The sequence below is a fragment of the Opitutus sp. ER46 genome (assembly GCF_003054705.1).
Taxonomy (GTDB): Bacteria; Verrucomicrobiota; Verrucomicrobiia; order Opitutales; family Opitutaceae; genus ER46.
In genome coordinates, this window is sequence record NZ_QAYX01000020.1 from 278487 (window position 1) to 295198 (window position 16712).

14 protein-coding genes are annotated in these 16712 nt (G+C 62.0%); 13 read left to right on the forward strand and 1 reads right to left on the reverse strand.

Translation table 11 applies throughout. The annotated features are described in order from the left end of the window. Window positions 1–51: 51 nt before the first annotated feature. From DB354_RS07850 to DB354_RS07915, 13 genes are all read left to right on the forward strand, one after another. Window positions 52–1332, forward strand: a complete 1281-nt coding sequence (locus DB354_RS07850) for a type II toxin-antitoxin system HipA family toxin (protein ID WP_233256586.1) — start codon at window positions 52–54, stop codon at window positions 1330–1332. Between the two features lie 491 nt (window positions 1333–1823). Next, window positions 1824–2225: a helix-turn-helix domain-containing protein gene (locus DB354_RS07855; RefSeq protein ID WP_107834897.1), complete on the forward strand. Its 402-nt coding sequence runs from the start codon at window positions 1824–1826 to the stop codon at window positions 2223–2225. Beyond that, window positions 2222–3241, forward strand: a complete 1020-nt coding sequence (locus DB354_RS07860) for a tyrosine-type recombinase/integrase (protein ID WP_107834898.1) — start codon at window positions 2222–2224, stop codon at window positions 3239–3241. The genes DB354_RS07855 and DB354_RS07860 overlap by 4 nt, the downstream gene beginning before the upstream one ends. 20 nt (window positions 3242–3261) lie before the next feature. Next, a complete protein-coding gene (locus tag DB354_RS22260; protein ID WP_158277431.1) occupies window positions 3262–3576 on the forward strand; it encodes a hypothetical protein in 315 nt (104 codons plus the stop codon). Window positions 3577–3667: 91 nt separating this feature from the next. Continuing rightward, on the forward strand, window positions 3668–5053 hold the full coding sequence (locus DB354_RS07870) for a tyrosine-type recombinase/integrase (RefSeq protein WP_107834899.1): 1386 nt from the start codon (window positions 3668–3670) through the stop codon (window positions 5051–5053). Between the two features lie 1033 nt (window positions 5054–6086). Next, complete coding sequence (locus DB354_RS21955; protein ID WP_146180152.1) at window positions 6087–6278, forward strand: hypothetical protein; 192 nt, start codon at window positions 6087–6089, stop codon at window positions 6276–6278. After that, window positions 6275–7183, forward strand: a complete 909-nt coding sequence (locus tag DB354_RS07880) for a hypothetical protein (RefSeq protein ID WP_107834901.1) — start codon at window positions 6275–6277, stop codon at window positions 7181–7183. The genes DB354_RS21955 and DB354_RS07880 overlap by 4 nt, the downstream gene beginning before the upstream one ends. Before the next feature lie 699 nt (window positions 7184–7882). Then, on the forward strand, window positions 7883–8482 hold the full coding sequence (locus tag DB354_RS07890; protein ID WP_107834903.1) for a hypothetical protein: 600 nt from the start codon (window positions 7883–7885) through the stop codon (window positions 8480–8482). A 39-nt stretch (window positions 8483–8521) separates the two neighbouring features. Then, complete coding sequence (locus tag DB354_RS07895) at window positions 8522–9580, forward strand: phage major capsid protein (protein WP_107834904.1); 1059 nt, start codon at window positions 8522–8524, stop codon at window positions 9578–9580. Continuing rightward, complete coding sequence (locus tag DB354_RS07900; RefSeq protein WP_107834905.1) at window positions 9571–9957, forward strand: hypothetical protein; 387 nt, start codon at window positions 9571–9573, stop codon at window positions 9955–9957. The genes DB354_RS07895 and DB354_RS07900 overlap by 10 nt, the downstream gene beginning before the upstream one ends. A 71-nt stretch (window positions 9958–10028) precedes the next feature. Then, window positions 10029–10406 carry a hypothetical protein gene (locus tag DB354_RS07905; protein WP_107834906.1) on the forward strand — a complete coding sequence of 126 codons (378 nt, stop codon included), beginning with the start codon at window positions 10029–10031 and terminating at the stop codon, window positions 10404–10406. 13 nt (window positions 10407–10419) lie between these two features. Beyond that, window positions 10420–11997 (forward strand): hypothetical protein, encoded by a 1578-nt coding sequence (locus DB354_RS22500; RefSeq protein WP_199226811.1) that lies wholly within the window; start codon window positions 10420–10422, stop codon window positions 11995–11997. Between the two features lie 358 nt (window positions 11998–12355). Then, window positions 12356–15805 (forward strand): hypothetical protein, encoded by a 3450-nt coding sequence (locus DB354_RS07915; RefSeq protein ID WP_233256587.1) that lies wholly within the window; start codon window positions 12356–12358, stop codon window positions 15803–15805. A 17-nt stretch (window positions 15806–15822) separates the two neighbouring features. Here DB354_RS07915 and DB354_RS07920 read toward each other — a convergent pair whose 3' ends face one another. Beyond that, entirely contained in the window at window positions 15823–16101 is a 279-nt protein-coding gene (locus DB354_RS07920; RefSeq protein WP_158277433.1) for a hypothetical protein, read from the reverse strand. Window positions 16102–16712: the final 611 nt, after the last annotated feature.

The following is a 16712-nucleotide window of genomic DNA, read 5'->3' on the forward strand; positions in this document are numbered from 1 at the left end:
ACCATGGACAAGAACCCATCATCTGTTCGCCTCGCTTTTCTCGGTCAGCCGATGGCGACGCTGATGCATCGCGAGGAAGACGGCGCGCATCTCCTCGAATTCGAAGCGAGCTTCCTGCAGCTCGGGCACGATCTTTCGCCGATCGCATTTCCGCTCGAGCAGATGGCGCAGCCGCGGGTATTCCGTGCGGGTGACTCGCCGTTTCCCGGCGGACTGCCGGGGCTCATCGCGGATTCGCTGCCAGATGCGTGGGGCGAGCGCGTGATGCGCGCGGAGCTGCCGCAGATCACGACGGTCGTGGGCAAGTTGGCAGCCATCGGTCGCCGCGGACCCGGCGCCATCACCTTCGAACCAGCGCTCGGACCTGGCCGGGACGCGGACGCCTCTTCCGTCGAGCTGGCAGTGCTCGCCGAACGCGCCGCCGCCTTGGCTTCGGCCAAGCCCGCGCCACTCACCACCGATGACGTGAACGCTGCATTGGCCAAAGGCGGCAGTTCGCTTGGGGGAGCATTTCCCAAGACGACTGCGCATTTGCCGCTCTCGGCCGACGTAACCGACAAACGTGAGATTCTCGTCGGCGGGCCGACTCCCGTCGGCCACGTGCCGTGCATCCTGAAGTTCTCGCCGGCCGACTCTGATGGCGGCGGCGCGGTGGAATTCGCCTACATGAAGATGGCGAAAGCGGCTGGAATTCGGGTGCCGCGCACCTGTCTCGTGAACGACGGCCAACGCCGGCATTTCGCCGCGGCGCGGTTCGATCGATACATCGCGAGCGATGGAACGGTGGCGAAACGGCACGTCCACACGTTGAGCGGCCTGCTGCATCGTCGCGCGTCCGATGGCCAGTTGGACTATTCGGATTTCATGCGCGTCGCCCGACGGCTCTGCGGCCACGAGGAAGCGGTCGAGTGCCTACGACGCGCGATCTTCAATCTTCTCGCCGTGAATCGCGACGATCACGGACGCAATCACGCCTTCCTTTACGACGAGACCACGCGCACCTGGACACTCGCGCCCGCCTACGACCTCAACCCAAATGTCGCGAACATCCTGATCGGTTTGTCGTGGTTCGGCAGCGCCGCGATCCCACAAACGCTCGCCGATCTGAATCGCATGGCAGAGCTGGCCGGGATTCGTCCGACGATGGTCCGGACGATTTTCGGTGAAGTGGAAGAGTCCGTGATCGGTGGTTGGCGTCGCGTCGCAACCGAGTGCGGCGTGCCGCCGGAGATCGTCGCCATCTGGGAAAAAGAAACGCTGATCCAGACGCGCGCTCTGCGCGCGGACGTGGCAAAACGCGCGGCTAAAGGCCGGCAGAAAGGCGAGCAGTAGGCCGTGTTGGCCCGTGATTTGGTTGCGGTTTTGGGCAGCTGGAGGGCGCGATTCATGAGCGCCAACGAGCGCACCGGCTTTGCTTTCTTGCCATTAGTTGCCCCGAGCCGGGGGCGCGGGGGCGGCGGCGAGCGCCCCGCTTTTTCGGGCGGCGGCACCCTCGAGGCGAAGCCGAGCCGCCGCATCGTGGGGATTTTCGGATCGTGCGTCGCCTACCGCGATCACGGTAGGCGCCGACCGCGGCTTGAGGCGATAGCTGGGGACCGGTTTGAGCGACTTGGAAACCCAAGAAGTCCTTAGGGTATTGCGTCTCGAACCAACAAAGTGCCCGAAGTGTGCGACCACGATGCAGGCGCTTCTTCACCTCGGACGCGCGAAGAACGGAGCAGACTCGCGCACGAGCTACCGGAAAATGGGGAGGCACTCTCGCCCGGATTCGGTAGGCGCGGGCGATTGAGCGCGCCGCCTACGGCGGCGAGAGTGGTGCCGTCATGAATACCACGAGCGCATCCGAACTTGAGTTTCGCACCATGAGCGCCGTTGGCGGCCAGCACCCGGAGACTCCGCCGCTGGCGACGCTGGTGGACGCGGCAAGCGCGGGTTCGGTTTGGCCGCGCGAGCCGCACCGCGACGGGACTCGTTCGCGAGCAAACACTGCACCGAAATCGAAGGCGTTGCGGAACGTGGGCGATGCCGGCGCGGTCGAGACCTTGCTGAATTTTGCCGAAGCGGCTCGGGTGCTGGGGATTTCGTTGCGGCAGTTCCGGCGGCTTGTGGATGGCGGCCGGGTTGCTTTCGTGAAGGTCAGCGAACGGGCGCCGCGGATTCGGCCGAGCGAGCTGCAACGGTTCCTCGAAGCATCGGCGGTCAAATACTCGGAGGTGCAATCATGATCGAATACGTTTTCAGACCCTCGCGGATCGTGAACGGAAAGCGCGTCCTCTCGCGCGTGTTCTGCGGCCGCTATTCCCTCGATAAAGGCGCGAAGCCAGTCCGCGTGAGCCTCAACACCCCCGACCGCGAGGTCGCACGGCAGCGACTCCGCGCAATCATCGTCGAGAAACAGCGCGAGGCGGAAGGCATCGTTGCGCCGAAGGCCATGCGCGTCGCCGCTGGCACGCAACTCGGACATCTGGTTGACGACTACGAAGCCGACCTGCGCGGCCGGGAGCTGAACCCAAAACACGTCCGCGACACGACGACGCGAGTGCGGAGGATGATCACGGAAAACAACTGGAAAGTTTTGAGCGACATCCGAGCGGACGCTTTCGTGAAGTGGCGCACGAGCCTGAAGCTCTCGCCGAAAACGAAGAAGGAATTTCAACTCTCCGCGAACGCGTTCCTGAACTGGCTCGTCCAGACCGCCCGTCTGATGGTGAACCCGCTCGCGAAAGTGCCGCACGTCGAGACGCGCGGGAAGCAGGTGCGGCCGTGCCGCGCTTTCAGCGAGGACGAGCTGCGGCGGTTGTTCGCCATCGCCGGCCGGCGCCGGCTCGCCTACCAAATGCTGCTCTACACCGGCCAACGAAAGAGCGAGGTCCGCGCGCTCATGTGGAGCGACGTGCATCTCGACGAGGCGCAACCCTACGCGCTGTTTCGCGAGAGCACGACGAAGGACAAAGACAAGCGCGCGGTGCCGCTGCGGCCGGAGATCGTCGGGCAATTGAAAGCCTTGCGCCCGAAACCCGAGGAAACGCACACGCTCAGCAAACCGATCTTCTGGTTCCGCTGGCCGACCTACGATCTGCTCCGCGGCGATTTCAAGCGGGCGGGCATCGAGCGCGTCGATGCGCTCGGGCGCTCGGTTCATTTCATTCCTTCCGCAAGATCTGGCATACGCTCGGCGTCCGCTACGGCATCAATCAGCGCGTCGCCCAGGAAGTCCTCGGGCACTCCGACGCGAATCTGACAGCCAAGGTCTACACCGACGTGCCGGCGCTGGCGCTGCACACTGAGCTGGCGAAGCTGCCTTGGATCGACGCCACGCTGGCCGCCAAGGCACCGGCCAACACTCACACGGGATCAGCGATACCAGCGTCCAATTTGGAATACGCACAAAGAGACGCACACGTTTTTGTGCGTTCTGGGCATCCGGCGTCACTTGCTGACCTTTGCGATCAATTCGTCGCCTCGGTCAATGTCACTGACAACGAGGGGTTTAGTCGCGTCCTGTCATCGCTCGTCACTTCCTGGCAAAAGGACGAAATGGCTGCCCGGGCTGGGATCGAACCAGCGACCAAGTGATTAACAGTTATTGAGTGGACACTTCTCATCACTTCGCTTCTATCGCGTAAAGGCCGGTACTCGTGCCGAGTTACCAGCGATTTACGGGACAATGAATGCGAAGTTGAGCGAAGCAAAAAGCGGGAGTGAGAAGCGAAAAAGTGGCGGAGAAGTGGCGGAGCAACATCAGGTGCGCCGCTCCAAGCTCCACGCCGACTATTGGAAAAAGCGGCTATTCCACGAGGGGTTCACTCGTGGTGGCCGGCGGCTACTCTCCGGGAATTGGTCGGTTCGAATTAAGCACCAGGGCAGGCGCGGGGCGTTCGGACTCAACACACCAAACGCGGCGGCGGCGGCGGCAAAGGCCCAACAGATTTACGCCTCACTCGTCTCCGCCGGTTGGGATGCGACGCTTGCGAAATTCAAACCGGATGCCGTCAAGAAACCTGCGGCCGGAACGGTTGGCCAGGCGATTGGCGCCGCTGCCCAACTCGTGACGACGCGAAAGCAGTCGTTTGCCCAGGCCGCGTTGCGGCTCCGCCAAATCGCGGGCGAACTCGCCGGCATTAAGCGCCCCGAGAACCCGACCGCATACAGGTCCGCCGAGTTTCTTGCCTGGCGTGCGAAAGTTGACGGGGTTCCACTCTCCATAATCACGGCAGCCGCGGTCCGCGAGTGGCGCGACAAGCGCATTGCCGCACGCGCAACAAATCCGGTGGAGAAGCGCGCGGCAACTATCTCCGCCGACTCGACCATCAGGATGGCGCGCGCGGTATTCTCGAGGCGAATCATGGAGAGCGGGCTTGCGTCTCATGTCACGCTGCCGAGCCCCCCACCCTTTGCTGGCGTCACTGTTGGCGGAAGCACCAAGCGCTTCGCCGGACGGATCAACGCAGGACAGTTGTTTGCCAAGGCACGCCAAGTGTTGGAAAAGGAAGAGCCGGAGGCATTTCGCGCCTTCTGTCTCTGTGTGCTCGCTGGACTGCGGAGAAGTGAGGCTGACCGGCTGGCGTGGTCGCAGGTGGATCTTGCTGGGCGAGTCATCACGATCGAGCGCACCGAGTGGTTCGAGCCGAAGTCGGAAGAAAGCGCCCGGACAATCGACTTGGATGAAGTCGCCGTCGATATCCTTCGGCGCGCGAAATCAGACAACCCGGACCCCGTGTTTGTGCTCAAGGGCGGCGCACCGAAGCTGCAAACCAAAGCCGCGCCCGCGTACCGCTGTGATGCTTCGCCATGGCGCACGTGGGAAAAGTTAACAGAATGGCTGAGGGCCAACGGTGTTCACGACGCAAAGCCCATTCATGTTTTGCGGAAGCTCGCGGGATCGCTCGTTTTCCAGGCTCACGGGCTTGAACAGGCACGTGGATTTCTGGGGCACGCATCTATCACGACGACGAGCGACAGTTATCTTGTGAGACAGCGCCGAGTCACTGTTTCAATTCCAACTCCAAGCGACGAGGTTTCGCGCGAGGCCGGAAAGGCAGGTGGCATGTGAACGCGCGCCGCAAAACCAAGGCAAAAAAGCCAAGCTCCCGAAGGCCAGGGCGCCCCGAGAATAGCCGCAGGATTCTGACGAAAAAGGGTGCCGACTACTTCGATAACGAGATGCGGGCTCGTCTCGGTGATCTTCACGACGCCCCGCCTGGTTCCTTCTGGGCTGAGCGAGTATGGATAGATCGTCACCCCCGGGGCACGACTCTGCAGAAACGCGCGGAGGCACAGCATACGACCCCAGAGGCTTTGATCGTGGAGGCGAAAGCGCGCCCGCTGGCAGATTGGGCCTTGGCTCAGTTGATCGACGCCATCGACCGCCGAGACACGCAATTCTTTGAAGACGCTGCGCGCTACCTGCGGCGGCTCGGGTCCGACGGTTCACTTAACCTGCACGACCCGTGGCGATCTGCGATTCTTGATAGCATCGATTGGAGCGGCCGAACCAAGTACACAGTGACCGGCCTAATGGATTCCGTTCCGTGGAGGCGCTTTGGCTCCGGGTGCCCTGACTGGGGCTACCTGAAGAAGATGTGTGCTGAATTGGGAGTACCGATGCGGCGCGGCCGACCGCGGAAATAAAGGTTCCATTTCCGGCAATTCTTGTCCGATTGTCGGGCGAGGTGTTGCGCGGTCTTGTCCGCGGCATGGAAGACATACCGCGCAGTAGTAACACCAGTGACAGGTTGGTTGATTTCCGGTATTTCAACGAAATCACCGGGTCGCGCTGCAAGACCTCACACACCGCGCGACAGTACGCCAAGCGGGGGCTAATCAGGGCTGTTCGGCTCAACGCCCGGGTGCTCCGCTATTCCGAAGCGAGCATTCGACAGTTCATCGCCAATGCCACGGATGGCGGAAGGGCGGCATGAACCGCCGCGAGAACCGCGCGAGCGGCAGCACACACACCAAGGTCGATCGCATTGTCACCTGGGCGCGATCTCAGCGACTGCCGCACGAGTTGACACCCAACGCGCTGTTGAGTGCATACCGTGAAGCCACAAGAACGGCCAGGGAACGGCGAGGGGGGCCGCGCCATGAAGGCCGATGACCTCCCCCACCAATACCCCCTTTGCCTGCCGCCGATGCCAATGGAGCCGGCCGGCACGCGCTCCGAAGCCCTGGCAGACTTCTACGAAGCCGACGAGGTAGACCGGCCGCCGCAACGCGAGGTGTTGCGAAGGATCGAGCGCATTCGCCGCGAAGCCGGCGAGAAGGGGGCCCAGTGAATGCGCGGGACATCCATGACGGCCCGTGGTGCTGGCAGAGCAAAGGCGCGCGCCGCATCATCCGAGACGCCTTCGACGCGACGAACAACGTCGCTACTGCGCTGGCCGTGTATGACGCGTTGACGGAGATCGCGAGCGACAAACAGGCAGAGTCTTTCGAGACAACGCACGCATGGATTCAGCGGCTGAGCGGCGTTGGCGTTAGCACCATTAAAAGGCACCTCCGCGTCATGGCCGATCTCGGGCTCGTCGAGATCAACACGCCGGCCCTTCGCGCACCGTCCACCTACCGACTCCTTTCGATAGCCAACCATGGGCCAACGATAGCCAGCAGTGGGCTAGCGTTAGCCAACGGAACCCAAATCGCTCCGTTGGCTACATCAGAAGAATCAGAGAAGAATCACATGAAGAACGGGGGGAAAGAAGGCGCTGCGCGCCCCGCCCCCGCCTCTGTGCCCTTTCCTTGGTCTTCCCGATTTGATCTACCGCCCGAGTTGGCTGAGAAGCTGGCGACCGCCTTCCCGAACACCAACGCCGCCGAGGCCACCTTCTGCGAGATCCGCGGCCGAAAGCTCATGCATCGGGACTCATACCCCGCTGCCGATTGGCCGTCTGTGTTTCATGCCGAGGTCGATCGCGCTCGCGAGAAGGGTAATCCCGGACGATCCGGCCGCCACTTCGACAATGCTGAACCACACCCCGGTGTAACCGAGAGGACGGCGGCGGCTATGCAGTCGCGCGAGGGCGCCGCGATTCCCGAGCCTGCCAATTGGAGGCCGTGGGTGCGGGAGAATGCGGTCAACCCAGACCTGGCAGACCAACGGTGGGAGCAGTTGGACCGCGTGCAGCAGCGGTACCTGGCTGACAATGTGCCGGCTTCGTATGCGCCAAAGGAGGCCGCATGAAGCGCCCCCGTCGATTCCTTCGCGTTTACGGCATTGGGTCCGCGGGCAAGCCCTCGGCGTCGGTCTGGCCATTCTCGCCACGCCACGGCCACGGGGCGGCGTGCGGCGGGCCTCGGGCGCGAGTCGGTCACCCCCGGGGGCGGGTCAAAAGTCTTCAGGCCACGGCGCAACACCGAGTGGCTACAGTCACTCAAAACTCGCAAGGTTTCTGCAACAGCCCCCTTTTTGATGCGTCCGGGTGGTCCGCACAACTCGGTTTTACCCTGGGCGGCTTCGGCTGGGCGTGACTCACGACATGCGCCCACGTGATTCCAGTTCACTGCCAGCGGCCGTCCGATGGGTTACAGAATCCAAGGCGCAGAAGTGGAGGCATGATCGTGCCATGGCGTTCTTCTTCGCCACGTGCGGCGCCAACGCGTTCCCGGGGTGCGAAACGATGGCCGACGTGTGCGCGCGGCTCGGCGTATCAGAGCGGACGATGCAGGCGCACCTAGAGGCCCTTCGCATTGGATTCAGGCTTTATGCCCCCCGTCACGTGGCGACCGACCTACCGGTGCAAACGGAACACGAGTTTGCGGGGCAAAAGAAGACAGAAGAATCGGAATAGCCGATGCCTACACATTTTCAATCCAGTCAGTTTGCGCATCCATACATTTAGCGGAGGGGCCTCACGCCGGCCCAATGTAACCAACAACCAACATGTTTAAAACTAAAACCCAGACCGAGAAGGCCGTCGAGATCCTGCGCGAAATTGCGAAGTCCAGCGCACCACACCTCGCGATCATCAACGCGGCGCGCGCGGAAGTTGAGGCCGAGTGCGGGAAGAATCGCGCAATGAACGAAGCTGAACTCGAGTTCCAGTGCCGCGAATCCGGCGAACTCAACAACGCGCGCCAACAGTTGATCCGACTGCGACTCGAAGCGGAACGGGTCGCGCAGCCAATCATCTCCGAAGTCGCCGCGCTCGAAGCCGAGGTTCGCGCGACGCACGCCGAGAATATCGAGACGCTCAGACGCAGCGTGGTTGATGGCACGATCGCGACCCTTGGCGAGGCGCTTGCGAGAAAGTGCAGCTACATCGCCCCGCAGGTGATCGCTGAGCAGGAGTTCCAGGCCGCAAATCACGCGTCGACCTGGGCCGAGTCGATGCGGCGGCTGTTCGCCGACGCGAGCGATTTCGACGGCCGCAATATTGCAGAACAGATCGCACTACAGGTGCCCCGGATTCAGGCAAGCGTGCTGGTGGTGCGGCAGCATAGCGAGGAGTTGCGGGCCGCGCATGGGCGTCCCGCGGCGTGATCATCTTCAGGCAACCAAACCAACAAACCGACCAATATTATGTCACGATTTCCAAGTATCTATCAAATCGCCGTCGAGTCCCGCTCTGCGGTCGGCGCGAAATATCTCACCAGGGAGCAGGCCGAGGCGCAGGAGGAGCTGCGGACTCGCGTTCCGTTCGGGAAAACGTCCGGGATCATCCTGCCGTGGTACGAGCACCGCGACCTTTCGGCGACCGGGACCACTGCCATCGCAGGCGACCAGGGCGGCATGACCATCTCCACCGAAGTGCCCGAAATCGGCGCCGCGTTTCGCGATAAATTGGTGCTCGAGAAAATGGGCGCGCGCGTGTTCGGGGGCCTGCAGTCAGAGCTGCACTTCCCCCGGGCGCTCGCTGCAATATCTGCGGATTGGATGAGCGAGAACGCCTCGGGCGACGGCAAGACGTTCAACTTTGGGCGGCTCGCGCTCGTGCCGCACCGCATCACGGCCTGGATTGATGTCTCCACCCAGCTTCTCCTGCAGGGGTCGCTCGTCGAGCCATTCCTTCGAAGCGAGCTTATGGCGGCACTCGCCACGGAGATTCAGCGCGTTGTTATCTCGGGGACCGGCAGCAGCAGTCAGCCCATGGGCATCCTAAACACGCCGGGCGTCCAGACCCTAGTGGGTGGTGTTAATGGTGCCGCCCCGACGTACGACAATCTGTGTGATTTCGAGTACGCCGTTGCGAACGGGAAGGCCGACCGCGGCAATCTCGGGTGGCTCGTCTCTCCATTGACGCGAAAGAAGCTCCGGAAGACCGAGGGGTTCGCCGGCAGCGGGAAGCCGATCTGGGAGCCTACCGCCGCAGACTCGCTCCTCGGGTATTCGGCCGGTGTTACGACGGCGGTGCCCGACAACCTATCGAAGGGTTCCGCGTCCGGCGTATGCAGCGCGATCGCCTTCCTGGAAATGAGCGAGGTGATTATCTGCCTATGGGGCGCCGGCGTCGAAATTAGCGCAACTCGCGCTGGTCTGCACAATACTGGGCAGACCCGGGTTTACGCATCAGCGTATGCTGACGGTGGTCTCCGGATTCCGGGGGCGGCTGCCGTCATGGTTGACGCGCTTTGCGCCTGATCGCCATGTGGGTCACACTTGACGAGTTTCGCGAGATCCATCCGGCGTTCGCCGACGAGGCGCGCGCGGTGTTTGGGACCATTCAGACCCGCAAAGTCGCTGCCGACGGTCGCGCCGCCGTGCCGCTGGACCTTTTGGCCCGTGCGTGTGTGGTCTGGCGCGCCGATCAAACGATGATGCGGCGAGACGGCTCAATGAAGTCGGCCCCGCAGTTCAGGCATGCCGATTACCAGGGCGGTCTCGCCGATCTCCACGCCGAAGACGTCGCGACGGATACGGCCGCACGCCGGCAGGCCATACTTGAGCGACGCGGGGTCCCGTCACCACAACCGACTCCCAGATTCCCGGCGATGCGAAGCGCCGTGCCATTGATATGACTAGTTGCGGGTGCGCCCCCGGGAGCAGAACTCCCGGGGGCCAAACCGCCAAATCGCCACCGATCAATCCAATGAACGTTCCCGTTTTGCCAAAGAATCCCGACGAGTGGGAGGGAGTGACCTTTACGGTACATCTCGACCGGCCCCGGACGCTTCGAATCACGCTCCCTGCACTCAGAACCTTCGAACAGAAGATTGGCCGGGCGATCGTCGACGGCGGCCTAAGTTCGCCGGAGCAGCTGGCCGTGTTGATCGAGGTGCTTTCGCGCGCGGCCGGTGACCCGATTGACGCGCGAGAAGCCGTGGCGCTTCTGGATTCCCGCAGCGTGCTCGAAATCCACGGTGGGTTTCGCCTCTTCACGAGCGAGGTGTCTCGGATGCGCGATCTCGCGCAGGCGTGGGGCCCGGCAATGCGGCTGATCGACGCACCCGCCTCAACCGACAACTGACAAACAAACCGTCATGGCAAAATCACTACCGCCAATTTCCGCCAAGGTCATCGCCGACGCCGAACAATATGTCGCTGAGCTGAAGCGTGCCGATCGCGCCACCAAGACGTTCGGGTCGCAGGTTGACAAAGAGCTCGATGCGCTCGGCAGGAAGGTTAAGCGCAAGTTCTCGCTAGCCGACATCGGGACAAGCGTCCTGTCCGGCCTCGGCCTCGGGTCCGGCTTTGCGATTGCCGAGAAGGCGATCGACCTAATTGCGAGCCGCTACGCCGACGCCGCAAAGGCGCAGCTTATCATGGAAGAGAGCGCGGCGCGGCAGCTGGCGATCACGAAGGAAATTCTGGCCGTCGGGCAGACCGATGAACAGCGGCTCGACTCGATGATTGCCGAGGCCACTGAGCTTTACAAGAAGCGCCAGGCACTGCTCGAGCAACAGTACGACACGATCACGAAGACGGACCGCGAGGGCAACGAGTTCACAGTCAGCACGCCGAGGGCACGCAGTTCCGAGGATGAGAAGAAGCTGGCCGACCTCACCGCCGCCTACGACAAACTGCGCGTGTCCGTGGCAAAGCTGCGGAAGGAACTCCAGGACAAGGCCGTCACCGAGCGGGCGACGGAGGCGGAGCGGGATCAGGAAGCACGCATTCGCAACGGTACCGCGTATCTCCGGGAGCGTGAAGCTGCCTTTGATGCACTACTCAAGAAGCAGGATGAGCACGCGGATGCGACCGCCCGCGCAAACAAAGAGGAAGAAGTGCTTGCCGATCGGATTCGCGCGATGAGCGATCCGCTCTTCGAGTACAAGAAGAACCTGGAGGATCTTGAGAAGGCGCGGGCGAAACTGACGGCCGCAGAGTATGCGGCAGCGAAAGTTGCGATCGAGAACAAGGAAAAGGCGCGGCAGGTGTCAGACGTTTCCAGCGAGCTCGACGACTTTTTCGGAAACATCGATCAGGCATCGCGCAAGTTTAAGGACGTGACCAATGGCGCGCGCGCGTTCGAGACCGAAATGAACCAGCTGTGGAACAGCATCTCCGACCGCGCCGGGCAGACGTTTGCTGATATGCTGCTAGAGGGTGAGATGACGTTTGGGAATCTTGCGAACATGGTCTCGCGTGCGGTCATCGAAATGGTGAGTCGCTTGGCGATCATCAACCCAATCCTCAACGCGCTATTTGGTGGTGCGACCGGCGTGTTGCCGGCGCTGTTTAGCATTGGCGGTGCGGTTGCTGGTGGTGCTGCCGGAGCTGCTGGCGCAGCAAGCTCTGGCGGTGCTGGCATCATAGATGCGGGCGCATTTTCGACGACGATGGCACCCGTTATGGCATCGGGCGGTAGCGCAGAGGCCGGCATAACGTATCGGGTAAACGAGGACGGTCAGGAGTTTTTCCGGGCGTCCGTCGGAGGAACAATAATCCCAGTCGGCGCGAGTGGGCATCTTCGAGGCGAGTCGCAGCCGACCAAGGTCTTCAATTTTACGTACCATATTCCGGCCGGCGTGACGCATGCCGAGTTGTTGCCGATTCTTAAGGCGCAGGAGCGGCGGACTATTGCAGCACTGCGCGACGCGGACCGGAGGGGCATCTAATATTATGATCAAACCATTCGACGGATTGCGACGGACGTTCAGAAAGATGGCGGCGCTTCTGCGCATCGCTTGCGCCCCGGGTGTCACGCGGATCTCGCGCGACGTGTACTCTGATAAGGCGGATATTGGGGGCCCTCGCGTACTGCGCTATAGCGACGAGGATCAGCAGCGTCTCTTCCCCGGCGATCGCGGGCTAGAGCACGCTGCAAACGCAAATCGGCCGCTTCCCTGGGGGCATCTGCAGGAGAATGACGGTCATGGTTCTGAGGGCTAAGCCATGGCACCAGCAGTAGGATGGGTTGCGGCAAAAGTTGCGGCTTGGTGGGCAGCGGCATCGCTGGCGACAAAGGTATTTGTCGTGCTGTCGATCGCATCAACGGCGTACTCCATTACGTCGTCGGCGCGTGCGCGAAAAAAGATGCGCGCCATGTTGGACTCGCTCAAAAATAGCGGGCAGACAATCACAGTACAGGAGGCGGCAGGGTCGCGTCACATCGTTTACGGCACAGCGCGCAAGGGTGGTAACCGCGTGTTTGCACACCTCACGGGCACAAAGGGAGAATACCTGCACGTCATCATCGCGCTTGCGCTCGGAGAGTGTGAGTCTATCGGCGACATCTATCTTGGTGACGACGTTGTGCCGCTCGACGCCAGCGGCAACGCCACCGGAACCTACTCCGGATTTGTCCGCTGCAAAAAGTACACCGGAACCACTACGCAGGTTATCGGATCATCGACGCTCGCGGTTGAGGCTCCTGGCATCTGGGACGCGTCGCATAAGGGTTCGGGTATCGCGGCAATTGAGCTGCGGTTCAAATACGATTCCGATAAGTATCCCAACGGCATTGAAAACATCAGCGCGATGGTCAGCGGTCGGAAGCTGTATGATCCGCGCACCGGCGCTACTGCATTTTCGAACAACCCGGCCCTTGTCGTCCGCGACTATCTAACGAATCCACAATATGGATTCGGCGCGGCCGAGGACGAGATTGATGACGCGACAGTGATTGCTGCGGCCAACGTGTGCGACGAAGACGTTGGACTTGTCGGCGGCGGGACCGAAAAGCGCTATACCTGTAACGGAGTGGTTGATACGTCGAACATTAGGAGCGAAATCCTGCTGCAGCTAACGAACTCAATGGCTGGCTGGGTTGTGTACTCTGGCGGTCGCTGGCGTGTGTATGCCGGCGCCCACCGTGCGCCGTCAGCATCATTTACGCTCGACGACCTACGCGGCCCGATCACGGTGCAGGCGTCGGCCAGCCGTCGCGACTCGTGCAACGGCGTCAAGGGCGTGTTTTTGTGCCAAGATAATCAATGGCAGCCGGCGGACTATCCGCCGATCCGAAACGCCACCTACGAGGTGGAGGACGCGACCCAGGTGCGCAGCGTAACGGCCGACGCTACGACAGACGCGCTGACGCTCGACGCTCAGACAAACATCCTCGCCGGCACTGCGATCCGGCTATCGACTACAGGCACGGCGCCGGGAGGCATCACGGCTGGCACGGTCTATTACGCAATCGTTGTAGACTCGACGCATATCAAGGTAGCCAGTACGCGCGCCAATGCTACGGCCGGCACATCGATTGACATCACGTCGGCGGGAACTGGCGCGCATAGCATCCTTGTCGGCGATACCGTGTGGCGCGAAATGGATCTGCCGTTTACGACGTCGGCCGCGACGGCGCAGCGACTCGCAAAGATCGAGCTCGAGCGTAGTCGGCAAGATATTGTTGTGAGTCTGCCGCTCAAGCTACATGGCATGCGCGTGCAGGCGGGCGACGTGTTTGCGCTGACGGTCGCGCGATACGGCTGGACCAACAAACTCTTCGAGGTCAGCGAGTGGAAATTTTCGCTCGACGACGGAGACAACCCGGCGCTTGGCGTAGATATTGTTGCGTGCGAGACAGCGGCCGGCGTGTGGGATTGGGCTGACGGCGAGGAGACTGCGATTGACCTGGCGCCAAACACCACGCTGCCGGACCCGCGCAACGTCGCAACTCCCGCGGGGCTCACGGTCACGAGTGGCGCGACTACGGTGCAGATGCAGCCAGACGGCACGGTGCTACCGCGCATGCTCGTGGCGTGGACAGCGCCAAACGACATCCACATCGAGAGCGGCGGTCGTGTCATCATCGAGACGGCAATTAATGGCAGTGGGGCGTGGTTCCCAGCAAAGACGGTGCGTGGCGACGCGACGTCTGATTACCTTGTTGGGTACCGCGCTGGCGGCGTATTTGATATTCGCGTACGATTCCAAAATAACCGCGGCATTCGCGGCGAGTGGGCTACTGTAACCGGCCATACGCTTGTCGGCGACACGGCCAAGCCAAGCGCTCCAGGCACTCCGACGGCCGTCGCGTACCCAGGTTACAATCGCATCACATGGTCCAAGAGCAGCGCGGCTGACGTGTACGAGTACGCGATCTACCGCAACACGAGTAACAGTTTCTCGGGTGCCACAAAGCTGGGCGAGACCGGCGGGCTTGCGTGGGACGATCCATCCGTCACTGCCGGCGTGACGTACTACTACTTTGTTACCGCGATCGACGGCTCGGAAAACGAGAGCGACCCGACGAGTAGCGGCGCGGCAACTACAGCCACAGCCCCCGTTGGCGCCGTCGTCCCGTCCGCCCCGTCCGCTGCCTCGCGCGTCACACCCGGCAGTAATGACACGTACATGGCCGGCGACGGCACGGTGTACGCGTTTATCACTCTGAGCGTGCCGGCAATGCCGTCGGGCGCCGTATGGCAAAACGTGCTATACCGTCGCAATGGCGGCGGCGAGTGGATCGTTGCGGCCCAGCTAAAAAATACGGGCAGCACGACGCTGCGTGTTGACGACCTATCGACTGGCGTAGCCTACGAGTTTGCGACACAGGCATGGTCGGGCGCCGGCGGGTCTGCGATCACGGCGGCGACGGGATCACCGTTCACGGCGCCAACAAAGACTGGCGCACCGCCAGTAATGAGCAGCACCTACGGCTTTGGTCTGCTCAACTACGGATTTAGCCCAACATTCACGTCATCTGGCGCGAGGCGATATGGGGTTGCTGCTAGGTGGGCCGACGGAATTGGATACACGAATTATCCATATCCGTCCGACTTTAGTCACTGGGAGGTCAAGGCCACCGCAACCGACTCGGACGCGGCAGTCGACTATAATGCGGATAGCGGCAGCGGTGTTCCCGCGCTGATAAAGTCTTCATCACCTGTTGTCTTTTACTATGTAGATTCGCCGGTCAGATCATATCTCAGGATACGCGGGGTCAACAAGTCGGGCCAGGCCGCGGACTGGTTCAGGGCAACTACGATTTGGGAGACACCCGGGTATTGGACGCTGACGGGCGGGGATGCGTCCGCCAAAAACGTCGGAACAACATCCGGGACGGTGGCGGCCGGTGACGACTCCCGCATAACCGGAGCCGCTCAGAAGGCCAGCAACCTATCGGACCTTACAAATACGTCTGCCGCTCGTAGCAACCTTGGGGTTGGAACCGCCGCGACGCTCAACGCGGACAACATGGGCGCCGTTGGCCTGTCCAGCATCACCTCCACCAACGGCGATGGGTATGGTCCGGCGATGCGGTCCGCGGTCGGCAGCAACTACATGTCGTTTAAGTGGGGCTCGACACTCCTTATCAAGATTGACGTCAGTGAGTTCATCATCCCGCACCACGCGGGGAAGTCGTCTGCCGTGGGGTTTGTGTCGGGTGGCGGGGTGAGTGACGCGCAGGACGTCGAGGCCCGCGCCGCACTCGATTCGGTCATCCAGACGCTCAAAGATTGGAATATAATGGCGTAGGGATTCGCGCTGGCGGGTCATGGATTTCGACCGCCGAGCTTGAGCAACTCGGAGCCGCGAATCATCCAGGGTGCGCGCGGTCCGCTGCGCTGTCCAATGATCCAGCGGCAACGCAGCCGCCTGCGGATGGTCTTGCCGCTCAGTCCTGGGATTAGCGCGGTAGCCTCGGCAATCGAGTACACCGCGTTAGGCTCAATGCGCTTAACCGCGGCTGTCCCGCGCAGCTCTTGACGCAGCTCGCGCACCTCCCGCATGAGGCTTGGAAGAAGGCATTCGGTGAGGTCGGCCTGGGGCATGAGCTCGACTAACCGGCGGGCAATAGCCTCAACCGATTCTGGGGACAGGGTGCAGACGGGGTGCATGCCATTGCGATGGTACAAAAAGCCCGCCTTGGCGAACCGCGTCCGACGGCGGGTCGCCCGGCGCCCCCGTCACCAGATTCCCAGCAACTTCAGCAGCAGCGCACCGGCAACTAGCCCAATGATGATTGCCGCCACGATACCCGTGGCGGTCTGCCTTTCCTTAATTGGCCGTCCGCACTTCGGACACTTCTCTGCGGATTCGGATACTTCGGTTTTACAGTCGGGGCAGGTAATAAGGGGCATAGCCGAATGGGGTTCAGTTCTTCTCTCAAATAGACACGCGCTTCACAAATCGAATCTCAATCTAGCATGGCGGGACCGGCGGCGGGGCAATATTCGTTGGCCGATGTCCGCGACAACCGGCGGCCGTGGAAAACTGGTGAGCCGTTCCACCCAGAAGCGCTTTGACGTTCCGGCGCATGGCGGGCAGTGTCCGCCGCGAGGTTGGGTGCGCTGCCTTGAACAGTGACGCCCCGGCCGGAGTGGTTCGTAGAAGGATGAAAACCAGAAATACAACAGAATTGGGCCGGGTGTGTGCGGGCGGC